19 protein-coding genes are annotated in these 23,675 nt (G+C 45.5%); 10 read left to right on the forward strand and 9 right to left on the reverse strand.

Features of this window, described 5'->3' with window-relative positions; all coding sequences use genetic code 11:
• Window positions 1–57: 57 nt before the first annotated feature.
• The 3 genes from addB (at window position 58) to AC3EBE_RS21460 (ending at window position 7,825) form a co-directional block, all read left to right on the forward strand.
• The gene (gene addB / locus AC3EBE_RS21450) at window positions 58–3,633 is read left to right on the forward strand and encodes a helicase-exonuclease AddAB subunit AddB (protein WP_488597059.1); all 3,576 of its coding nucleotides are present in this window, start codon (window positions 58–60) and stop codon (window positions 3,631–3,633) included.
• Window positions 3,626–7,414, forward strand: a complete 3,789-nt coding sequence (gene addA / locus AC3EBE_RS21455; protein WP_488597060.1) for a helicase-exonuclease AddAB subunit AddA — start codon at window positions 3,626–3,628, stop codon at window positions 7,412–7,414. Before addB ends, addA begins: the two co-directional genes overlap by 8 nt.
• Before the next feature lie 99 nt (window positions 7,415–7,513).
• Window positions 7,514–7,825: an HNH endonuclease gene (locus AC3EBE_RS21460; protein WP_488597061.1), complete on the forward strand. Its 312-nt coding sequence runs from the start codon at window positions 7,514–7,516 to the stop codon at window positions 7,823–7,825.
• On the opposite strand, the gene AC3EBE_RS21465 is transcribed toward AC3EBE_RS21460, so the two are convergent.
• The 6 genes from AC3EBE_RS21465 to AC3EBE_RS21490 are packed head-to-tail and all read right to left on the reverse strand — an operon-like array spanning window position 7,822 to window position 9,776.
• On the reverse strand, window positions 7,822–8,040 hold the full coding sequence (locus AC3EBE_RS21465; RefSeq protein ID WP_488597062.1) for a spore germination protein: 219 nt from the start codon (window positions 8,038–8,040) through the stop codon (window positions 7,822–7,824). The genes AC3EBE_RS21460 and AC3EBE_RS21465 overlap by 4 nt on opposite strands.
• A 43-nt stretch (window positions 8,041–8,083) precedes the next feature.
• On the reverse strand, window positions 8,084–8,467 hold the full coding sequence (locus tag AC3EBE_RS21470) for a spore germination protein GerPE (RefSeq protein ID WP_488597063.1): 384 nt from the start codon (window positions 8,465–8,467) through the stop codon (window positions 8,084–8,086).
• 5 nt (window positions 8,468–8,472) lie between these two features.
• On the reverse strand, window positions 8,473–8,649 hold the full coding sequence (locus AC3EBE_RS21475; RefSeq protein ID WP_488597064.1) for a spore gernimation protein GerPD: 177 nt from the start codon (window positions 8,647–8,649) through the stop codon (window positions 8,473–8,475).
• Complete coding sequence (gene gerPC, locus AC3EBE_RS21480) at window positions 8,646–9,266, reverse strand: spore germination protein GerPC (RefSeq protein WP_488597065.1); 621 nt, start codon at window positions 9,264–9,266, stop codon at window positions 8,646–8,648. Before gerPC ends, AC3EBE_RS21475 begins: the two co-directional genes overlap by 4 nt.
• Window positions 9,267–9,306: 40 nt before the next feature.
• Window positions 9,307–9,540 (reverse strand): spore germination protein GerPB, encoded by a 234-nt coding sequence (locus tag AC3EBE_RS21485; protein ID WP_488597066.1) that lies wholly within the window; start codon window positions 9,538–9,540, stop codon window positions 9,307–9,309.
• Between the two features lie 14 nt (window positions 9,541–9,554).
• Window positions 9,555–9,776 carry a spore germination protein gene (locus AC3EBE_RS21490; RefSeq protein WP_488597067.1) on the reverse strand — a complete coding sequence of 74 codons (222 nt, stop codon included), beginning with the start codon at window positions 9,774–9,776 and terminating at the stop codon, window positions 9,555–9,557.
• 284 nt (window positions 9,777–10,060) lie between these two features.
• On the opposite strand from AC3EBE_RS21490, the gene AC3EBE_RS21495 reads away from it, so the two are divergent.
• The 6 genes from AC3EBE_RS21495 (at window position 10,061) to AC3EBE_RS21520 (ending at window position 17,163) form a co-directional block, all read left to right on the forward strand.
• Entirely contained in the window at window positions 10,061–11,653 is a 1,593-nt protein-coding gene (locus AC3EBE_RS21495; protein WP_488597068.1) for a long-chain-fatty-acid--CoA ligase, read from the forward strand.
• Between the two features lie 217 nt (window positions 11,654–11,870).
• On the forward strand, window positions 11,871–13,058 hold the full coding sequence (locus AC3EBE_RS21500; RefSeq protein WP_488597069.1) for a DUF418 domain-containing protein: 1,188 nt from the start codon (window positions 11,871–11,873) through the stop codon (window positions 13,056–13,058).
• Window positions 13,055–13,573: a DNA topology modulation protein gene (locus tag AC3EBE_RS21505; RefSeq protein ID WP_488597070.1), complete on the forward strand. Its 519-nt coding sequence runs from the start codon at window positions 13,055–13,057 to the stop codon at window positions 13,571–13,573. The genes AC3EBE_RS21500 and AC3EBE_RS21505 overlap by 4 nt, the downstream gene beginning before the upstream one ends.
• Window positions 13,574–13,587: 14 nt before the next feature.
• Window positions 13,588–14,496 carry a fumarylacetoacetate hydrolase family protein gene (locus tag AC3EBE_RS21510; protein WP_488597071.1) on the forward strand — a complete coding sequence of 303 codons (909 nt, stop codon included), beginning with the start codon at window positions 13,588–13,590 and terminating at the stop codon, window positions 14,494–14,496.
• 141 nt (window positions 14,497–14,637) lie between these two features.
• Window positions 14,638–14,994 (forward strand): YisL family protein, encoded by a 357-nt coding sequence (locus AC3EBE_RS21515; protein WP_488597072.1) that lies wholly within the window; start codon window positions 14,638–14,640, stop codon window positions 14,992–14,994.
• A gap of 126 nt (window positions 14,995–15,120) precedes the next feature.
• On the forward strand, window positions 15,121–17,163 hold the full coding sequence (locus tag AC3EBE_RS21520; RefSeq protein WP_488597073.1) for a putative bifunctional diguanylate cyclase/phosphodiesterase: 2,043 nt from the start codon (window positions 15,121–15,123) through the stop codon (window positions 17,161–17,163).
• A 100-nt stretch (window positions 17,164–17,263) separates the two neighbouring features.
• On the opposite strand, the gene AC3EBE_RS21525 is transcribed toward AC3EBE_RS21520, so the two are convergent.
• Window positions 17,264–17,824, reverse strand: a complete 561-nt coding sequence (locus AC3EBE_RS21525) for a DUF2777 domain-containing protein (protein WP_488597074.1) — start codon at window positions 17,822–17,824, stop codon at window positions 17,264–17,266.
• A 283-nt stretch (window positions 17,825–18,107) separates the two neighbouring features.
• Between AC3EBE_RS21525 and asnB the strand changes: the two genes are divergently transcribed.
• Window positions 18,108–19,955: an asparagine synthase (glutamine-hydrolyzing) gene (gene asnB, locus AC3EBE_RS21530; RefSeq protein ID WP_488597075.1), complete on the forward strand. Its 1,848-nt coding sequence runs from the start codon at window positions 18,108–18,110 to the stop codon at window positions 19,953–19,955.
• A gap of 218 nt (window positions 19,956–20,173) precedes the next feature.
• On the opposite strand, the gene AC3EBE_RS21535 is transcribed toward asnB, so the two are convergent.
• Window positions 20,174–21,532 carry an MATE family efflux transporter gene (locus AC3EBE_RS21535; protein ID WP_488597076.1) on the reverse strand — a complete coding sequence of 453 codons (1,359 nt, stop codon included), beginning with the start codon at window positions 21,530–21,532 and terminating at the stop codon, window positions 20,174–20,176.
• A gap of 202 nt (window positions 21,533–21,734) precedes the next feature.
• Entirely contained in the window at window positions 21,735–23,495 is a 1,761-nt protein-coding gene (locus AC3EBE_RS21540) for an alpha-glycosidase (RefSeq protein WP_488597077.1), read from the reverse strand.
• Window positions 23,496–23,675: the final 180 nt, after the last annotated feature.

The following is a 23,675-nucleotide window of genomic DNA, read 5'->3' on the forward strand; positions in this document are numbered from 1 at the left end:
GTTAAGAGATTACCAGTTTTACAGACTTCTATACAAGAAGGAGAAAGGGGAAGTCAGATGTCTGTACGTTTAGTATTAGGGCGTTCAGGAAGCGGGAAGACCGAGCTGATCATTGGGGAAATCAAGGACAGGCTGATTGCTGATCCTCAAGGGGACCCGGTCATATACCTGGTGCCTGAGCAAATGTCGTTCCTGTCTGAATATCGATTGTCCACAGATCCCGATCTCGGGGGCATGATCAGGGCACAGGTATACAGTTTCCCACGTCTCGCCTGGCGTGTTCTGCAGGAAACAGGAGGATTTACCCGCCAGCATTTGGACAGTGTCGGGACCAGCATGATGATCCGCAAGATCATCGAGGACAAAAAAGAGGATCTAAAGATATTTCAAAAAGCTGCTGACAAAAATGGCTTTATCCAGCAAATGGAACAGATGCTGATTGAATTCAAGCGTTATGCCATCAAGCCGGAGGAACTTTCAGAAAGGGCTGCTTCATCTTCTGAGGGCGATAAGGTGCTTGGACATAAGCTGCATGACCTGGAAATCGTTTACCGCCAATTTGAAGATGAGCTTTTTGGAAAGTATATCGACTCCGAGGATTACTTCAGGCTGCTGGCTGAGAAAGTCCCGGCTTCGGATTATTTAAAAAATGCAGAAGTTTATATAGATGGGTTCTACAGCTTCACTCCTCTCGAGCTTATGATTATTGACCAGCTGATCGGCACATGCAAAAGAGTGACGATCGCGCTGCCTGTTGATAAAAGCTTTAGGGAGGACCAGCCGGATGAGCTCCACTTGTTCAGGATGACTGGTGAAACATGCCAGAACCTTCATGAAATGATCAAATCAAAAGGCTATGAGCTGGAAGAGGAGATTGTCCTGACAGAGCAAAAACGCTGGCACGATGAGTCATTGCAGCATCTGGAGAGGGAATTCGATTCCAGGCCTGCAGTGAAATACGCTGGACAGGCTGCCATTCATATTGCCCAGGCAGCGAACAGAAGAGCGGAGATGGAAGGGGTTGCCCGTAAAATCCGCGCACTGGCACGGGAAAAAGGCTATCGATACCGGGATATTGCAGTTCTTATGAGAGGAACGGAATACCGGGAAGTACTGGAAACGATATTTGATGACTATGAACTTCCCTATTTTATCGACCAAAAAAGAAATATGCTGAACCATCCATTGATTGAGCTCGTTCGTTCCAGCCTGGAAACGGTACTTGGAAACTGGCGCTACGAGCCGATTTTCAGGGCGGTTAAAACCGATCTGCTTTTCCCGGCAGAAGCCAATATCAATAAAATGCGCGAACAGTTGGATGTCATGGAGAATTATGTTTTGGCCTTCGGGATCCAGGGCGAAAAATGGACGAAAAAAGAGCGCTGGAAATATCGGAGAATCAGAGGCCTTGAGTTTGACGGAGCGGTGCAGACAGATGCCGAAAAGCAAATCGAGCAGGAATTGAATGATCTCAGGCTGATGATTACAACGCCGCTCCTAAGGATGGCAAGAAGGCTGAAAAGATCAGATTCTGGCAGGAAGCTTGCCGAAGCTGTTTATTTGTTCATGGAGGAATTGGATATTCCGGCAAAGCTTGACCGCTGGAGGCTTGAGGCCGAGCAGGCTGGAAGGCTGGTCGAAGCCAGGGAGCATGAGCAAGCCTGGAATGCGGTCATTGACCTGCTTGATCAGTTTGTTGAGATGCTCGGTGACAGCAAGGTTGCCCTGAAGCAATTTGTATCCATTCTTGATGCAGGCTTTGAAGCGCTCAAATTTTCACTGATTCCGCCTGCGATTGACCAGGTGCTGATTGCTGACATTGAAAAAACAAGGCTTGCTGATGTCAAGGTGGCCTTTGTCATCGGTGTAAATGAAGGGGTGCTTCCTGCCAAAATGCCCGAGGAAGGAATTTTCGGGGATGATGACAGGGAACTCTTGAAATCAAAAGGGATCAAACTTGCACCTGGCAGCAGGACAAAGCTGCTTGATGAAAATTTCATCGCCTATAAAGCATTTGCCACACCTTCAGATCTGCTGTTTGTCAGTTTTCCAATCGCGAATGAAGAAGGAAAAGCGCTGATGCCTTCTTCTTTCATAAAAAGAATTACAGACCTTTTCCCGGAGCACAAATCCCTCTTCTTCCTGCCGGACCCTTCAGAATTGCCAGAAGAAGAACAGTTGGAATATGCGGCAGGAGAAAACGTGGCACTGTCATTCCTGACTTCACAGCTGCAGCTTAAGAAGCGGAACTATCCTGTCTTTGATTTCTGGTGGGATGTTTATGATTACTATATGAAGGACCATCGCTGGGCAGATACTGCACGTAAGGTTCTCTCGAGTTTGTTCTATGAAAACAGGACGAAGCAGCTGTCGGAAAATGTCAGCAAGGAGCTGTATGGCGAGCAGATAGAGGCTAGCGTCTCAAGGATGGAGCTATTCAACAGCTGTCCGTTCTCACACTATGTCCAGCATGGGCTTAGGCTGCGCGACAGGCAGATTTTCCGTTTGGAGGCTCCAGATATCGGGGACTTATTCCATGCGGCATTGAAGGAAATCGCTGAAACGGTCATGGAACAGAACCTCAGCTGGGCCAGCCTTACAAGGGCGCAGGCTGAAGAACTGGCAAGGGATGCAGTCCAGAAGCTTGCGCCAAGGCTGCAAAATGAAATCCTGCTCAGCTCAAACAGGCACCATTATATCAGGCAAAAGCTCCAAAATATTATCAGCCGGGCATCACTTGTGCTCAGTGAGCATGCCAAGGCCAGCGGGTTCTCCCCAGTCGGGCTGGAGCTTGGCTTTGGCCGACAGGGAAAACTTCCGCCACTGGCATTTTCCTTGAAAAACGGCACAAGGATGGAATTGATGGGCCGGATTGACCGGGTTGATAAGGCAGAAGATGACCATGGTGTCTATTTGCGGGTAGTCGACTATAAATCCAGTGTGAAGGATGTCAATTTGACAGAGGTTTACTATGGAGTGGCATTGCAGATGCTCACCTATCTGGACATCATCATCACACATTCACCTTTATTGGTTGGAAAGCCTGCAGACCCGGCAGGAGTGTTGTACTTCCATGTCCATAACCCGATTGTCAATGCATCGAAAATGCTGACACTTGATGAAATCGAAGAGGAGATCCTGAAGCGCTTCAAGATGAATGGCCTGCTGCTTAACGATGAAAATGTCATCAGGCTGATGGATAAAAGCATTGATACAGGCAGCTCACAAATTATTTCTGCCGGCTTCAAGAAGGATGGAAGCCTGATGAAAAGCTCCAAGGTTGCCAGCAAGGAAGACTTTGATCATCTAAGGCAATTCGTCCGCCACAAGTATGTGGAAACAGGGAACAGGATTGTCAGCGGCATTGTGGATGTTTCGCCATATAAGCTCAAGGATCGAGCTCCGTGTACCTTCTGTTCGTTCAAGCCTGTATGCCAGTTTGACCAGGCTGTTGAATCTAATGATTTCAGGAAGCTTCCGGTCATCAAGAAGGAAGATTTGCTTGAGGCTTTGAGGCATGATGAAAGTCTGAAGGCAGATGACGGATTACCGAAAACCGCGGATCGATTGGAAGGAATAAAGAAGCAGGATATTCTTTTATCGCTTAGGGAGGAGGAAGAGGATCTTGGCTAAAATCAATATACCGCCAGTGCCCGAGGGTGCTACCTGGACGGAGGACCAATGGAAGGCGATCATGGCTTCAGGACAGGATATCCTCGTTGCAGCCGCTGCAGGATCAGGAAAAACGGCTGTACTTGTAGAGAGAATCATAAAAAAAGTCATATCGGAAATAAATCCGATAAATGTCGATGAGCTTCTTGTCGTAACGTTTACGAATGCATCAGCAGCCGAAATGCGCCACAGAATCGGTGAGGCTTTGGAGAAGGCAATCGATGCCAGCCCGGATTCAGTTCATTTGAAGAAACAGCTTAGCCTGTTGAACCGGGCATCCATTTCAACTCTCCACTCCTTCTGCCTTGATGTCATCAGGAAATATTATTACTTGATTGATGTCGACCCCGGCTTCAGGATTGCCGATGAGACCGAGGGACAGCTGTTAAGGGATGAAGTGATCGAAGAGCTTTTTGAAGAGGAATACGGAAAAGCTGACAATCAGCGATTCTTCAATTTGGTCGATGCATTCACGAATGACCGCAGTGACGAGGGACTGAAGGATATCATCGTGGACCTGTTCGATTTTGCGAGATCGAATCCGAATCCATCAGACTATTTTGATTCAATAGTTGCCATGTATGATACTGCAGGCGAAGCGGCAATCGAGGAATTGCCATTCATGAAGGTTTTGATGGCGGATATAGAACTGCAGCTGCTGGGGGCTAAAAAGATGCTTGAGCAGGGACTGGATATCGCCAGGATGCCAGGAGGACCGGCGCCAAGAGCTGATAACTTTACTGCCGATCTTCATGTCGTCAACACCTTGCTGGAAGCAAAGAAACAATCCTGGACGAGTCTTTATGAAGGAATCCAGCTTGCAAAATTCGACCGCGCCAAAACGTGTAAAGGTGATGACTTCGATCAGCAGCTGGTTGATAAAGCTGCCAAGCTGAGGGACAGAGCGAAAAAGATCGTCCAGGACCTGGCGAGCGAGCTATTTTCGCGGAGGCCTGAAAGCTTCCTGAAAGATATGCAGGAAATGAAACCTCTGATTGCAGTCTTGATTGAGCTTGTTAAGGAGTTTTCTCGCCGTTTTGAGGAAGTTAAGCAGGAGCGGGGACTTGTGGATTTCTCCGACCTGGAGCATTATACGCTTGATATCCTGACAGCACAGCCTGAGGAACCTGCCGAAGGTGCCATGCCATCTGAAGCTGCCCTTGCATATCGGCGCAAGTTCAAAGAGGTGCTTGTCGACGAATACCAGGATACAAATATGGTCCAGGAAGCCATCCTGCAGCTTGTCACCTCCGATGGAGAGGAATCCGGAAACTTATTCATGGTAGGAGATGTTAAGCAGTCGATTTATCGATTTCGCCTGGCCGAACCGAATTTGTTCCTGGGAAAATACAATCGGTTTACGGCTGAAGGGGATGAAACAGGACTGAAAATCGATCTGGCCAGGAATTTCCGCAGCCGTGGTGAAGTACTTGATGCCACCAACTATCTTTTCAAGCAGATCATGGGAGTAACGGTTGGAGAGATTCATTATGACGAGAATGCCGAGCTGAAAAAGGGTGCTCCATATCCTGAGGATGAGGAATTCCCGGTTGAGCTGCTGCTGATTGATAAAGGGGCGGGGGCCCATACTGAAAGGGAAACTGCCGAGGAGGCTGACCCGTCTGCCGCCGAATTCGATGCTGATGATCTCGAACAATCACAGCTGGAAGCGAGGCTGATGGCCAGTCATATAAAATCCATGGTCGAAGAACGCCGCGGTGTCTATAATCCAAAGACGAAGACATCGAAACCGGTAAATTACCGCGATATCGTCATTTTGCTCCGTTCGATGACCTGGGCTCCGCAAATCATGGAGGAGTTCAAACAGCAGGGCATCCCTATTTATGCGAATCTCTCGACAGGCTATTTCCAGGCAACAGAAGTGGCGATCATGCTTTCGCTTCTCAAGGTAATTGATAACCCGTTCCAGGATATCCCGCTTGCGGCGGTGCTGAGATCACCTATTGTAGGATTGGATGAAGAGGAGCTGGCGATCATCAGGATCAGCCAGAAGCGAGGCTCATTTTATGAAGCGCTGACTGAGTTCTGCATGAAAAGGCCAGCAGCCGGACATGAAGGACTCCATGAGAAAACAAGCCGATTCTTCGAGGGGCTGAAAAAATGGAGAACTTCCGCCCGGCAAGGGTCTGTTTCTGACCTGATCTGGCAGCTGTATAGAGAAACAAGATTTTATGATTTTGCAGGAGGCATGCCAGGAGGGAAGCAGCGCCAGGCCAATCTTCGCGCGCTGTATGACCGCGCCCGCCAATATGAAGCAACCAGCTTCCGCGGCCTGTTCCGCTTCCTTCGCTTCATTGACAGGATGCGCGAACGCGGCGATGACCTTGGCGCAGCACGGGCACTTGGCGAGCAGGAGGATGTAGTCAGGATCATGACGATCCACAGCAGCAAGGGGCTTGAATTCCCGGTTGTCTTTGTCGCCGGGTTGGCAAGGAACTTCAATACGATGGACTTGAAGAAATTTTACATGCTGGATAAAGAGTTTGGTTTTGCTGCAAAGTATATCAATCCTGAAAAGCGAATATCCTATCCATCGCTTCCGCAGCTTGCCTTCAAGCGCAAGCATAAGATGGAGATGCTGGCGGAAGAAATGAGGGTACTGTATGTGGCTCTTACACGGGCCAAGGAAAAGCTTTATTTGATCGGCTCGGTGAAGGATGCTGAAAAAACGATCAGTAAATGGCAGGATGAGGCAGGGCACCCGGATTGGCTGCTCGATGAATATTTACGTGCGTCTGCTTCTGGTTATCTCGACTGGATTGGTCCAGCAGTGATACGACATCAGGATTGCGACTCGGTGAGAGGAGAAAATGCTGCCTTGCATCATGACCTTGCCGAAGAAATAAATTGCCATCCATCCCGCTGGAAAATCGATATCATTTCCGCGGAGGATGTCGCGGCATATTCAGATGAGCAATCCGATGAGCATGAAAGCCTGATGGATTTTGTAGCAGCAGGCAAGCCGGTCAATATGGACTCCAAGTTATCTGAAGCAGTCCGCTCTCAGCTTTCATGGGATTATCATTTTAAGGAAGCTGCGACACACCGGTCCAAGCAATCCGTTACAGAATTGAAAAGGAATCATGAGACAAGGGATGAAGAAAGCGGGACCCAGATGATCCGCCGCTTTACAAAGCCGATTCTCAACAGGCCGCGGTTCATGCAGGAAAAGAAATTGACTCCAGCAGAACGCGGAACGGCCATGCATATGGTCATGCAGCATATCGACCTTTCCCAGCCGGTGACTGAGCTCTCACTTGATCTCCAGCTCGAGAAAATGGTCGAAAGTGAGCTGCTTTTTCCCGAACAGCGCGATGCAATCGAGAAGAAATGGATCCTTGCCTTCTTTGAAACTGACATCGGCAAAAGGCTGCTTTCTGCAAATAAAGTCAGCCGGGAGGTTCCATTCTATCTGTCTCTGCCTGCAATGGAGGTATATCCTGACTGGCAGGGAGAAAACGAGCCGATTTTCATCCAGGGGGTAGTCGATTGCGTGTTCGAGGATGAAAAAGGTACTGTCCTGCTCGATTTCAAAACAGATGGCATCCATGACCGGTATAAAGGCGGCTTTGAACAGGCCAGGCCAATATTGGAAGAACGATACCGCATCCAAATCAGTTTATATTCAAAAGCAATTGAACAAGTCTGGAAGCATCCAGTTGATGAGAAGTATCTATACTTCTTCGATGGCGGGCATCTTTTAGAGCTTGAAGGAGAATAGAGTAATAAGAAAACCGGTCCGGAGAGCAAAATAATCCAGACCGGTTTTTTGTATAAAAAGGCTGAATACATTAAGGGCTTTTTGAAAGGTGGATCTTTAATGGCAAAAAAACAAAACCAGGCTGGCACCTGCGAGCTGTGTGGAAGGGAAGATGTCGAGGTAACAGTCCACCATTTGACTCCAAAGGAAATGGGCGGGACATTCATGCCAACAGCTGAGCTATGCATACCCTGCCACAAGCAAATCCATGCATTGTTCACTAATGAGGAACTGGCGGCAAATCTGCATACCATCCCGCTGTTGAAAATGAATCCTGAACTTCACAAATTTATCCAGTGGATAAAAAAGCAGCCTCCGACAAGGCTGCCCAAAATTACAAAGTCTAATGTGCGGAAACGTAAAAAGCGCTAATTATTCCCCACGGTCGGCTGGTCAATCAGGTTTGCATCAACCACATTACTTGCACTTAAACCGTTATTTGCAACAATGAATCCACCTGTATTGAATCCCCCCTGGCCAGCGGTTGTCTTGGAATTGCTTTTTGGCGAGATGAACAACGTGTCGCCAAACTGCACAGTACCGCCGCCAACGGTTACGATTTGAACCGGTCCTATGATAGCTGGCATTTAAAACATCCTTTTTCATTGTTTTATTAAAAATATGCATGAATTAATCTTTTTGTTCTTCACGCGGCAGCAATTGCCTGATATGTTTGACCCGTGCCTCCATAGAAACATGGCAGGTGTTGCCAAGGTGGACGATGGCTGAAGAAGAGACACCAAGTATGTCAATATTCCCAACTTTGATGATGGGATTTATATTTTCAGTCGAAAATTCAATGATTTCATTGATGGGCAGAAATGGAATTTTCTCTGAGAAAATAGGGAAAGTGGAAAAGTTCCCTTCATTACTGTAAAACGTTTCAGCCTCCCTTTGGACAGCGAGGGCCCTGGAAAATGCCTGGATCTGCTGGGAGTCTCCTATTTGCAGGACGGAAGAGAAGATGATCGAGTCTATTTCAATCCTGTCTACACATGCTGTTCTTTGCAGCATAGGGGTTACTCCGGAGATAGCGGGACGAACGGTCCGATGATCAGCGATTCTGCCGGAGTATCGAAGGTTGCCGCCAGCTGGATTGTTTGGGCATCTCCCACCATCAGCAGGGATGAGCTTGATACACCTATTACTCTTATGTCACCTACACATATATCTCGGTTATAGACTTGGAAATTCATTCGTTTGATTGTCCTTCCTTCACGGTGTCAGGTAAATTCTTAAGGAATAGGAATACCCCATTTTGAATTTCCTGCTTCAGCCGGTCGATGATTTGAGTATTGATATCAGGGTCCATTTCATCACCCCTGCCTGCCGATGCAAGCTCTTTCAGGTGATGGTCCACCCTTCCCGAAAGCTGTTTCTTAATATCTTCTTTAATAAAACTAAAATACGATTCATCTACATTAATTCCCAGGTTCGTTTGTGCCTCCCGGTAAATTTGCTCCAAATCTGTTTCTAAATACTGATAAAGAGCCGTTTCCAGTTCGATTTTCCGTTTGAATGACTGTTTTGGCGGGATGGGAACGTTCAGTGATTTCTGGTCTACTGCAAAATCCTCAATCCCATTCAAATCAGTTGGGTTAAGTCCGATATTCAGCGTTCCTTCCAGTGTTTCCACTTTTAGCTGGTCAAACTTATATTCAATATTCCCAATTTGGACCGGAGGGCGGTCCTTCAGGCTGGCAACTTCAGTCTGCAGCTCCGCAATCAGTTTCTCCATCTTGGCTATTTTCTTGCTTTGATGCTCCACAAACAGATGCAGCTTTTTGAGATATTGCAAAAAATCAGAATCCAAACGTATCACCTCGTCTCAAACCAGATTTTTTTAAATATGCCTACCGCGATGGACCCTGCAGGGGGACTGCTGGCGCTTCTAAAGTATTAGAAATAACCTGGCCCTGGCTTGGATGCAAAGCTTGTGGAGCAGGCTCCAAAAATCCACCGGTATTGTACAGATAGGATACAGGCTTGATCAGTCCCGCACTCCCGATCTGCAGGACGGATGAATTGGTTATGCCATCAATCTTTAATAAATTTATATGAATCGATTGCTGAATATAGAAATTCATTCATATCACCCGCATTATACATTAAAGTAATTTCCCTGATCGACGCCATCCTGATCATAGGTATTCGTTGAGCTCTGGTTATTGTAGACGTTCAATCCATCGCCCGTATTGAATGAACCCGCCCCCGAGAAAGTTTTGGCATTGGAAACTGGACTGATCCTATATACATCGCCAATATGGAAAACAGCGCTGCTGCCCAGGGAGATGACCTGTACGACTCCTACTATTGCCGGCATGAGCAACACCCTTCTGCTTGGTTTTGTTTTACCGCCGGGTATCCGCTAGAAAATTCGCTTGCAGCTTTAAGCGCTGCAAGTGGGAGTGGGAACAGCCGGCGGTATCCTCATAAGTCTCCCGTTTTGCTATATGGTATGTGCCTAAGCCGAGATTGTGATTAAAACGCCCAGATTCTATTTTGTCAATGTTATAGAACAGGATAAAAGGTTATATAACAGGAAGAGTAATATGGTAAGATATTGATATAGTTAGAATTATTAATTTATTCTCAGGAGGCCAGAGTATGAACGTTCCATTGCTGTTAAACCAGTTTTTAGATCGGGCAGTTTCGCTTTACGGGGAAAAGGAAGCAATCTATTCAGAGGACCGGGTGCTTACATATTCTGATTTGAACCAGAGGGTAAACAGGCTTTCTGACGGCTTGAGAAAGCTTGGAGCCGGGAAAGGGGACAGGATTGCTTACCTTGCTCCTAACTCAATCGAAATGCTTGAAGGCTTCTATGGGGTATTTCAGATTGGCGGGGTCATGGTTCCCCTGAATATTCGTCTGAAACCTGAAGATTACCTGTTTATTTTGAACCATAGCGAATCTAAGGTGCTTTTTGTCGACCAGGACCTTTACCATCTGATTGTCCCAATCAAGGACCAGCTTCAAACTGTGGAGCAAATTATTGTCCATTACAAGGAAGACAGCATTGGCGAGCAAGGATATGATGATTGGCTGGCACAGCATTCTTCAGAAACCTTCAAACGTGAGGATCTTGATGAAAACGATGTGTGCAGCCTCCTGTATACAAGCGGGACGACCGGCAATCCAAAGGGTGTCATGCTTACCCACCGAAATAATTATCTTCATGCGCTTAGCACCATGCATCATCTAAAGGTCAGTGATGAGGATGTATTGCTCCATGTCCTGCCAATGTTCCACGTTAATGGGTGGGGATCGCCTTTTTACTATACGGCAAACGGCTCATCCCAGGTATGCCTGCGGAAAACCACTCCTGAGACGATCATGAATGCACTGGAAAAGCATGGGGTAAGCGTCATGCATATGGCTCCTACCGTCCTGAACTCACTGCTGCAATACTGCGAAAAAAATAAACCTGCTGCCAGCCAGAAAGTACGTGTGGTCATTGCTGGTTCTGCACCGCCGCCAGCCTTTGTGACCAGGGTTGAGGAAGAACTAGGCTGGGACTTTATCCAGGTGTACGGCATGACTGAATCATCTCCGTTAAGTACTATTTCAGCAGTGAGATCACACTTGAAGCATCTGCCCAAGAACGAGCAATACAGAATGAAGGCAAAGGCCGGTATACCGATGATTGCCTGCGAGGTAAAAGTGGTGAACGACTTTGGAGAAGAAGTAGCCCATGATGGAACCGAGATCGGTGAGGTCATCACAAGAAGCAATGGAGTCATGAAGGGTTATTGGAAAAATGAAGAAGCTACGATGGAAACGGTCCGGAATGGCTGGCTCCATACCGGCGATATGGCTACAGTCGATTTCTATGGAAATATTGATATCGTTGACAGGAAGAAAGATGTTATCATCAGCGGCGGGGAAAACATCTCCTCAATCGAGGTTGAAGGAGCCCTTTATGACCATCCTGCAGTATTGGAGGCTGCGGTCATTGCGGTACCTCATGAAAAATGGGGTGAAACACCTCATGCCTATATCGTGCTGAGGGAGAATGCGGAAGTCACAGAACAGGAGCTAGTTCATTTCTCACGCGAAAAGCTGGCCCACTTTAAAGCAATTACTGGAGTCACCTTTGTAAAAGAACTTCCAAAGACAGCTTCCGGAAAAATCCAGAAGGTCCACCTTCGTAATGAATATTGGGAAACAAGAGGAAAGACAGGCAAGTTTGTAAATTAAGAATCACTTGCGGGCTGCTCTCTTTAACGGGCAGTCCTTAAATTTTTTATGGATATGTCCAGTGCACCGTTCACACCTCATCTGCTGCAGTGGCTTGATTCATATTCAAAGGCCTGTGGGAATTAAGCAAGGCACATGCGCTTTTCTTTTTGGCAGGCAGGATTTTGTATGCTATACATAGAATAGATGTACTCTGCTGCAGGAAATGAGGGGAATTATGGAGATAAACAAAAGCACGGCAGGGAACAGAATTTTCTCGATTGATCGCATGCGGGGTTTTTCACTATTAGGGATATTTTTGGTGAACATGATTTCCTTTCATTCACCTTATTTTCATATCGATCCAGAAACCTGGTGGGAAGGCCCATTGAATATCGGTGCTTACAGATTCATTGATTTGTTTGTCCAGGCAAGCTTCTATCCGCTGTTTGCCATGCTGTTCGGATATGGGCTGGTAATCCTGAGAGAACGGACAATTCAAAAAGGGTTAAACTTCAAGCCTCTCGCATTAAGAAGGCTATCAATTTTAATAGTGTTCGGGATTATCCATGCCTTCCTGGTCTGGGAGGGAGATATCCTGATCACATATGCAGTCACCGGCTTCGTCTTTTTGTTCTTCATCAGCTGGAGTGCAAGGAAGCTCCTGATTGGCGGATTGGTGGTATATATCATACCAAACGTTCTCCTGCTGGGATTGCTTGCACTCGCAATGCTGTCAGAATCTGGAGAGCCATTTTCAATGTACAATAAAGAAGCAGCAGAAGAGGCGCTGGCAGTCTATCAATCTGGCAGCTTTGCGGAAGTGACCGGGCAGAGAATACAAGAGTGGAATGCCAATAATGGTGTTGTTGGGCTGCTTTACTATACAATCACAATCCTGCCATTGTTCATGATTGGTGCCGGAGCGGCAAAGCTGGAATTGTTTCAGAATGTTGATTTAAAAAGAAAGAAGCTTGCCATGGCTGCCATTATCCTTGGTTTGATTGGGCTCCTGATAAAGGCCATTCCTTATCTGATTGGCAGAACGCTGGTTACAGACTATGGACAGGATGCCTTTGGCGGAGTGCTGCTGGCAATGAGTTATGCCCTGATCATTGCCCTATTGTCCGAGAATAGAAGCTTCGATCGCTTGTTTGCGCCACTTGAGGCAGCCGGCAGGCTTTCGATCAGTAATTATCTATTCCAATCCGTCATATCAACAATGATTTTTTATAGCTATGGTCTTGGATACTATGGTGAAATTTCGATCTTTGCTGGAACAATCCTTGCACTAGGAATCTACTCGTTCCAGCTGGCACTTAGCTTGTGGTGGATAAAGCTTTTTTTTTATGGGCCGGTAGAATGGCTGTGGAGGACTGGCACATACATGAAAAAACAGCGTTTTAAGAAGGATGAGGCCATATGAACAAAATCATCATCATAGGCAGCGGCGGTGCTGGCAAATCTACTTTTGCACGGAAGCTAAGCGCTGTGCTCGGCATACAGGTTCATCATCTGGATGCACTCTATTGGAAGCCCGGCTGGAAGCAGACCGAACGGAGTGAGTGGAAACAAGTCATTGAGAACATCATCAGGAATGAGTCATGGATCATGGATGGCAATTTCGGGGGTACGATGGAGATGAGGGCTGAGGCTTCTGATACGATTATTTTTCTGGACTATTCCACAACCCGATGCCTGTATGGGATATTCAAAAGAAGGATCATGTATCATGGCAAGGCCAGACCGGATATGAACGAAGGCTGTCCCGAAAAGCTCGATTGGGAGTTCGTGAAATGGGTGGCGGAATATAAACGGAAAAAAGCACCGGGAATAATTCATATGCTGAAGAACTATCGCCAGCAGGGGAAGGAGATTTTTCATTTTACATCCCCAAGCGAAACAGAAGCATTTCTTTTGGGCTTATCTGAACATACATAACTGGAGGGGTTAACGTGAAACTAGGTACTTTTTACAAAGATAATGAAGCTTTTATTGGGCTTGTGGATCAAGAGGAAAAAACTGTTTTACAGCTGGCGAAAGCTTCAGAAAAAATGAATGGGGAATCGGTTTTACCGGAAACGATGCAGGCTGGGATTGAGAGCGGAGAACGCTTTATTGAGGAAGTGTTGCGCACCAGCAGCTGGGTAAGCGACAATGGCAGAGATGAGGAGTTCAGTCTTTCCCTGGAAACGGTTTCTTTCCTCGCGCCGATTCCAAGACCTCTGAAGAACATCTTTTGCGTCGGGAAAAATTATGCAGAGCATGCAATTGAAATGGGAAGCAAGGAAGATATTCCTGAACATGTCATGGTATTTACGAAGGCGCCTACGACAGTGATTGGCCATGGTAGGGCAATCATGGAGCATAAGAATGTGACGCAGCAGCTGGATTACGAAGGGGAGCTGGCGGTTGTCATCGGGAAGAAAGGGAAGGAAATCACAAAGGAGGAGGCCCTGGATTATGTATTCGGCTATACGATTGTAAATGATGTAACTGCACGGGATCTCCAGGCGAGGCACAAGCAGTTTTTCATTGGGAAAAGTCTCGATACTACATGTCCGATGGGTCCGTGGATTGTCCATAAATCGGCTATTGAAAACCCGAACAAGCTGGATATCAGGACTGAGGTAAACGGGGAAATCAGGCAGGATTCCAATACGGAAAATTTCATCTTCCCAATCGAGGAGATTATTTCAGTTCTGTCACAGGGGATGACGCTGGAGCCGGGCGATATCATTGCGACTGGTACACCTGCTGGCGTTGGGAAAGGATTCAAGCCACCTAAGTTCCTGGCCGCTGGAGATACAGTAGAAATCTGTGTCGAAGGAATCGGGAAACTTCGAAATTCGGTTGAGGGATAAGGGTTCATGGCAAGGTACCTGGATCTTTGGATGACGATGGAAATCTCTTATGGTTAAATAACTCATCGCACCTTTATATTTATGATTTTCGATTAGAATATGGTATGATATGTTAGAATTTGACGATAGGAGGACGTGTAAATGATACATGCCCATATGACAGCGTGGTTCCTGGCGCTTATCTTATTTTTTGTTGCACTCGGGTTACATAAAAGCGGGAAAGAAAAAGGCGCGAAAATTGTCCAGATGATTTTAAGAGTCTTCTACCTGCTGATTCTTTTAACTGGCTTCATGCTCCTGTTCAGCATTACAAGCATCAGTATAATGTACGTACTGAAAGCAGCGGTTGGACTCTGGGTCATTTCGATGCTGGAAATGATCTTGATCCGTACGAGAAAGAACGAAAAAGCATCGATTCTATGGATCCAGTTCATTGTTGCCGTACTGCTGGTTTTATATTTAGGATTCTCGCTTCCGCTTGGAACAGACATGTTCTAATGAATCTTCACCGGAAAAGCTGTCACTATGTGGCAGCTTTTTCTTTTTTTGTCATATCTTCGTCCAGAAAAATGTGGTATTTTAGGAGATAGGGATATTGGAGAAATATAATATTTGGAGATGGCGATGGCTAAGACCCAATGCAGCGTATATCAGAATAGAGACCAACTTAATAGCTATATAGAAAGCAACTCATTCCAGGACAGCCCTCATATGCTAGTGCAGATTATTTTCAAGCAGGAAAATGAAAAGGATCTGGCGGAAATACAAAATGAGATAAAGAAAAAGCTTCCGCATGCTGCCGTATTGCTTTGCCAGGATGAGGAACAATCAATTTCAAATAAACAGATGATCATTGCCTTCACTGAATTCAGCAAACAAGAACTGGATGTAATTTTACAGACTCAAAACCAGTACACCATCAATGCACTTACCACCTTAGTAGAAACCTCACAGCAAGATATACTCCACTTGAATGAAAGCCTGAAGATTTCTGAGCAATATTACCGTTCACTGTTTGACAACAATGGCGATTTCGTCTATTCGACGGACTTAAGAGGAAACTTTACGAGTGTGAACCAGGCTTTTTTAAAAACCTTTGGTTTCACTGAAGAAGAGCTGATTGGCAAACCAGCGCTGGATTTCATCAGCAAGGAGGATCTATCCCGTGCCAGGTTGCATTTTATACAGGCGCTCAGAGGAAAAGACCAGACTTATACACTCCAAATCAAGGTCAAGAGCGGCGAGACACAGATTTTTCAAATAAAAAATATCCCGATAACCGTGAATGGAGAATGCGCAGGAATTTACGGGATCGGCAGGGACATCACAAGCCAGAAAAGGACAGAAGAGAAGATTATTCAGCTGGCATATTATGACCATGATACCGGCTTGCCGAACAGGATGAGATTCACAGAACAGCTGGAGGATATGATCAAGGCAGCAAAGAAAAAGAAAGAGAATCTGGCTGTCCTTGTCATCGACATTGACCGGTTTAAAATCATAAACGATAGCCTTGGCCACTATGCGGGAGATTTCATCCTGAAGGAATTGGCTGAAAGAATCCAGACAAGCATGCCAAAAAGCGCTTTCCTTGGCAGGTTCAGCGGAGATAAATTCACTATGCTCCTGACCAGGAATGTGAGCGTCGAACAGACGACGAGGGTAGCGAGGGAGCTGCAGAACCTGATCTCAAAGCCCCTCTATTACCAGGAACAGGAGTTCATTGTGACTGCGAGCATTGGCATCAGCTCATTTCCTGAAGACGGGCTGGTGGAGCACATTCTTTTAAAGAATGCTGATATTGCCATGAATCGTTCGAAAAATCAGGGCGGGAATAAAATTACCTATTTCTCTACGGGAATGAATGACCAGGCCATGATTCGCCTGGAACTGGAAAGCTATTTGAGGAAGGCATTGAAGAAGAATGAGTTTTATCTTTGCTATCAGCCATTGATGGACTTAAGGACAGGCGAGATTGCCTGCACCGAAGCGTTAATACGATGGCAGCATCCTCATCTTGGGCTGGTGTCGCCGGCACAATTCATTCCGCTTGCAGAAGAAACCGGCTTGATTGATGAAATTGGCGCCTGGGTACTCACAACCGCGTGTATCCAGACAAAGGAATGGCAAAAGGCGGGCAATCCGAAGCTGGGTGTCTCGGTGAATGTCTCTGCTCATCAATTCCAGCAGCATGGCTTCATCGGTCAGGTGATCAAAGCTCTCGAAATCTCGCAGCTTGATCCGGAATTCCTTTCACTTGAATTGACAGAGAGTGCGATGCTGAAAGATATCGCCTACAGCATTTCAGTAATGAAGGGCTTGCAGGATTTAGGTGTCAGAGTTTCAATTGATGATTTTGGAACAGGATATTCCTCACTAAGCTATTTGCGGAATCTGCCAATCGACACACTTAAAATTGACCAATCCTTCATCAATAACCTTCATGATGACCCATCTGATATTGCAATCGTCAAAGCTATTATCACCATGGGGCAGGGGCTTGATGTGAAGATTGTTGCAGAGGGTGTGGAAACGGACGAGCAGATCAATATCCTGAAGGATTTGAATTGCCACTATGCACAGGGCTATTATATCCAGAAGCCGCTTGAATCCAAAGAATTTGCAGAAGGCTTCAGGACATTCGAACATGCTGTTTATACTGTTTAGAAATAGAAAAGCCTGCACTGGCATTGTGCAGGCTTTTCTCATGTTTTTCATTATCATTGTGTTCATTATCTTTGTTTCGGGAGGATTCTGCTTAAACGTTTTATGAGATCCTCTCGATTACAGCCCTTTTTCCATTGCTCATTGTCAGCTCAAACCGGTCATTATGTTTGTCATGATAATCGAAATGATGCTGGACACTGCAAATCAGTTCTTCATTATCAAAGATTAAAAAATTGACGCCAGACATTCCGCTTTCATGGTCAAGGAATGTCAGGTGATTATAGCAGTAAATACAATCATGCACTGAAAAATTAAGTGAATTCAAAGTATTGATAAATTGGATGAATGCTTCATCATTTAACTCATCCAACAGCCGTTCCAGGGCATAAACAAGCTGCTTGCGGACTCTGAGCAGTTCCTGGTCCTGTAGATGCAGCTTTTCATTCCCGGTCTGGATACATCCGTTATCCAGAAGGAAACCCCTGCACCACTTGTTGTTCCTCAGTACCTCAACCTCCTGATGGATAAATTCATCGACAAGTGCTGCCTCTTCTGTTTCCTCATCAAAAAACACCCATTGTGAATTGATATATTCAACTGTCCCGGAGTTAAAGGCCCTGGGCTGAAATTCGATTAAATTGGTTCGTTGCTGTCGGTTCATTGGTTCCTCCGTTATTTTATCCGAGATGTTAAGGCCGCATGTTGGGAGAAATGCAGCTCTGTATTCTTTCAAATGGATCCATTGGAAATGGCTAATGTGATCCATTATATCGCTACCATCTTTGTAGACAGATTTTGGCGAATTTATAACAAGATTTGTAAAGATAGGTCAATTAACCAGATGGAATGTTAATGCATAAGATGAGTAATGCTTAAGCGATCAGGTGGTTTTTGGAATTTTAAAAAGTTAAAAACAGGAAAGTTCCGCTGAAAGGATGATAAATATGTGTGGAATTACCGGCTGGGTTGATTATAAGAAAAACTTGGAACATGAACGTGAAATCATGGCCAAAATGGCGGAAACTTTAAGTAAAAGAGGTCCCGACGATACAAATATATGGACTTCAGCATATGCCGCGCTCGGCCATAAAAGATTGGTGGTCGTAGACCCTGAAGGCGGCAAACAGCCAATGACCAGGACCCAAGGGGAAAACCGCTATACCATTTGCTATAACGGTGAGCTGTACAATACAGAAGACCTTCGAAAAACACTGCTATTAAAAGGATATTCTTTTAATGGCCATTCTGATACAGAGGTTTTGCTGACTTCTTTCATGGAATGGAAAGAAGAATGCCTTGAACATTTGAACGGCATTTTCGCATTTGCGGTTTGGGACCAGCAGGAGGAAAGATTGTTCATTGGACGGGATCGCCTTGGGGTCAAGCCGCTGTTTTTCATCGAAACAGCATCGGGTCTTTTGTTTGCTTCTGAGCAAAAGGCTTTACTTGCTCATCCTGATGTAAAGGCTGAGCTAGACAGGGAGGGACTTTGCGAGGTGTTTGGGCTCGGTCCATCACGTTCACCTGGTGCGGGTGTATTTAAAAATATGAAGGAGCTGAGGCCGGGCCATGGCCTTATTTTTTCAAAAAACGGGCTTAAGACATGGAGATATTGGAACGTAAAAAGCGAAATCCATACAGACAGTCTTGAGGAAACATCCGAAAAGGTCCGCGGGCTATTCACCGATGCTGTAACAAGGCAGCTGGTGTCAGATGTGCCTCTGTGCACCTTTCTCTCAGGTGGTTTGGATTCCAGTGCGATTACAGCAATTGCTGCAAACCATTATAAAGCGGAGGGGAAGGGCAGCCTGCACACCTACTCAATTGATTATGAAGGCAATGAAAAGTATTTTAAAGAGAATGAATTCCAGCCCAATGCTGATGCATACTGGATCAATAAAATGACTGACACATTCGGGACCACCCACCATAACAGCATTATCTCCCAGCAGGATCTTGCCGGCTATTTAACTGAGGCTGTCCATGTACGCGACCTGCCAGGCATGGCGGATATAGATTCATCGCTTCTATGGTTTTGCCGAGAAATCAAAAAGGACTTTACTGTAGGCCTTTCAGGTGAATGTGCCGATGAAATCTTTGGCGGATATCCATGGTTTCATAGGGCCGATGATTTAAACCGCAGCGGATTTCCGTGGATGCGATCCATATCTGAACGCCAAAACATGCTGAGGGGACATTGGAAAAAGAAACTGAACCTAGAAGACTATATGATGGAGAAGTTCAGCCAGACGATTGCAGAAGTACCGGTACTTGAGGGAGAAAGCCCTGATGAAGCAAAGCGGCGCCAGCTGTTCTATTTAAATATTGTTTGGTTTATGACCACTCTGCTCGACCGTAAAGACAGGATGAGCATGGGAGCCAGCCTGGAAGTCAGGGTTCCGTTCGCTGACCACCGCCTTGTCGAGTATGTATGGAACATCCCATGGGAAATGAAAATGCACGGCAACAGGGAGAAGGGGATTTTACGTAAAGCATTGGAGGGCGTTCTGCCTGATGAAGTTTTATACCGAAAGAAAAGCCCATATCCAAAGACACATCACCCAGCTTATACCCAGGCTGTCCAAGGCATGCTATCAGAGTTCATGGCCGATTCCAATAGTGCTCTGCACGAATTTTTCGACAGGGCCACATTGACGGAAATGATCGAAACGAAAGGAGCATCCTTCAAAGTACCATGGTTCGGCCAGCTGATGACAGGCCCGCAGCTCCTGGCACAGCTTGCACAAATCCATATCTGGTTCAGAGATTACAATATTAATATTGTGGATTAAAAAATCGAGAGTGTTTAATATCAGGAGGCCTGCTGGAAACAGGGAGCCGATGAAGCCGGTTGGTGACCAAAATCGGGCTATAGAAAAAGGCCATCATTAAAAGCCCATTGGCTCATGAATGTACGGCAGCAGTCCAAAACAGGTAACCAATGGAATCGAAAAATTCCCGAGACCTATAATAAAAAAGCAAGCCCTTCGCTTAGGGCTTGCTTTAAACATCATTCTGCATGGACAGGCTTTGCTTCAGGTATGAAGGATTTCTTAACCCACACTTTGGAACGCCAGCGCCAGAGCATAAAGAGGCCGCGGAGCCATTCATCGGCGATGAACGCAATCCAGATCCCGACTAATCCCATGCCAAGATAGATTCCTAGAAAATAAGACAGAGTTACACTGACACCCCACATTGAGAGGATACCCATATACACAGGGAATTTTACATCTCCAGCCGCCCTGAGGGAGCTGATTAGAACGAGGTTGAAGGAACGGCCTGGTTCAAGGATGATCGTCAATAGAACTAATGTTGCGCCCAACTCTATGATACTCATATTATCAGTAAAGATGCCGAGAAGCCCCTTTGCGAAAATGGATACGACCCCTGCCGCGGCGATGGAAATAATGATCGCAAGCTTAAGGCTTTTCAAGGCTCGTTTATAGGCATCATTGATTTCTCTTGCTCCAACCATATGGCCTATCAAAATTTGTGTTCCCTGGCTTATTGCGATGCTGAAAAGGAATACGAACATCATCAGATTTTGCGTATATACCTTTGCAGTTAATGCCTGTGTTCCCAGGGTTGCGATAAAGTAGGTGATCAGCATTTGCGATCCGTTGTAGCTCAGATGCTCTCCAGCGGAAGGAATTCCAATGTTGAGCAGGTTCTTCAAATGCACCTTAGGAAACCGGAAAAGCAGTGACATAGGCAAATTGCCCGGTATCCGATGCTTCATCACATAAAATGCAGCAACTAAACCAATGATTCTGCTTACTGTGGTTGAGATAGCAACCCCTTCCACCCCCAGGACTGGAATCCCAAAGGGCCCGAAGATGAACAAATAATTCCCCACCACATTGAGAAGATTCATTCCGATCGTGACATACATGATATCCCGGGTATATCCGTAGCTTCGGACAATGCTGCCAACAGTCATGATCAGCGATTGGACAAACGAAAAACCGCCGACAATTTTTAGATAGGCATTTGCTTCATCAAATAACTCTGCCGGCAAATCCATAATATTCAGCAATTGTTCGCTGAAAAAAAAGACAATCGCGCTAAGCAGCAATCCAAAGATAAGATTTGCCCCGATCGAGACAACGGAAACCTCGCCTGCCTGTTCCTCACGTTTTGCCCCAAGATTCTGGGCAACAAGGATGGCTGTACCTGTGGCAATAAATCCGAACATAACAATGACCATCGAAAGAATCTGATTGGAAACTCCTACAGCCGCAACCGAATTGTCCGAATACTGGGATAGCATAAGTGTATCTGCATTTCCCATCAGCATATAAAGCATTGTTTCAATGAAAAGCGGCCATGTAATGGCAAATAATGATAATTTAGCAGTTTTTTTCATAATACATGCATCTCCATGTTGTAATTCCTTTATTATACAGACAATGCCAGTAAATTGAAGTATTTTATCTTTTGAATATTTTTGGCAGGTGAATTTTCCCGGAAATCACAGAGAGATAAAATTCTTTGCTTTCCCTTTTTTTCTGTCGCAAAAAAACAACCCCTTTTCCATTATTGTGGAATAGGGGCTATAACTACATAAATTAAAACTTGAATAATGCAAAGCCATTTCCGGCGATTGCTGCAGCCAAATCATCACTTTCAGCAGCAAACTCTTCGCCTGTGTAGATATTTGTTATCTTCCTTCCTTTCAGGTTGAAAGGAAGATGATAATTTACTTCCTCGCTGCTCATATTCACTACAACCAGGATGGTTTCAGTACCATTTGATTTTGTGTAAGCAAAGCAGGATTCATGATAATCAGAAGGGATGAAATGCAATTCCCCTTCGTTTGACAAAAGAGGGTATTGCTTGCGAAGCTGGATCATCTTCTGGACATGTCCGAACATGTCCTTGTTCTGTTCTTCTTCGTTCCACTTCATGCATTCGCGGCAGCCTGGATCCATTGCGCCGCTCATGCCTATTTCATCGCCATAATAAATGCAAGGAGTGCCGATATATGACAGCAGTACGGTAAAGATTTGCTTCACCTTATCTGCATCCCCGCCGCATTCAGTCAGAATTCGAGGAGTATCATGGCTGCCAATTAAGTTGAAATTGACTTCGTTTACATTCTTCGGATACATGTGATTCACTGTTGTCATATTTTCAATGAATTGCTTTACGGCAATTGTATTGCGTGCAAACAAGTTCAGGATATTTGTTGTGAATGGGTAATTCATTACAGCATCGAATTGATCACCGCGCAGCCATGGCATGGAATCATGCCAGATTTCGCCAAGGATGTACAGATCAGGCTTAATTGCCTTCACCTCTGAGCGGAACTTTCTCCAGAACGAGTGATCGACCTCATTGGCAACATCGAGTCTCCAGCCGTCAATATCAAATTCGCGAACCCAATATCGTCCGACTTCCAATAAGTATTCAATAACCTCAGGATTTTCTGTATTCAGCTTTGGCATCGATTTTTCAAAAGCGAATGTATCATAATTTGGGCGAGGCTCCATCACAAGCGGGAACTCGCGTGTATGGAACCAATCTTTATAAGGGGATTGCTCTCCTTTTTCCAAAACGTCCTGGAACTGAGGGAAGTAGAACCCGCTGTGATTGAAAACAGCATCAAGCATTACTTTGATTCCATGCTCATGGCATACCTTTATCAAACGCTTCAATGTATCCTTGTCACCGAATTGCGGATCTAATTCCATATAATCAATTGTGTCGTATTTATGATTGGAATGAGCCTTGAAAATAGGCGTGAAATAAATGCCTGAGATGCCAAGGTTCGCAAGGTAATCAATATGCTGGATCACGCCCTCAAGGTCTCCCCCGAAAAAGTTATCCCTTGCAGGAGGCTCGCTGCCCCATGGCAATGTACCCTCAGGATCAATGGAAGGATCGCCATTGCCGAAACGCTCAGGGAATATCTGATACCAAACAGTATCTTTGACCCACGAAGGAGCACGGAATACATCGATATTATTCAAGTAAGGGAAGGCGAAATAGTAGCCGGTATCATCCAATGGCGGTTCCTGATAGAATCCCTTTTCAGTAAGGCAAACAGTTTCAATCCCGTCATTTAATATAAAACCGTAGCGCATTCTCTTGTATGGAGGCTTTATGGCAACAAACCAGTAATCAAAAAGCTGATCCGAGCCGCTCTTGATCATTGGCACAGTATTAGTTATCCATTTTCCATCTGCCCAATCATAAGGATCACCGTTAAGCAGTGCAGCTTCTTTTATATCATCTTTTTTAGTGCGGATTCGAATATGTAACTCATCATTTGTGCAAGCGTATGCATAATTATCTTTAGGACGGTGGTAAATCGCTTCTTTCAGCATGGAGTACCATTCCTTTCATTTATGATCGGCTGTAAAAAGAAGGGTATCTTTCCGGCAGGCCGGCGCATGATACAACAAAAAACGCCGCTTGCAGTCTTTGCAGATGAACTTTCCCTTTAGCAAAAGATCGATATTCTGATTAACAGCCTAATAATTAAAACAAGGGTAGAACACGAATTC

Source organism: Mesobacillus sp. (assembly GCF_057785455.1).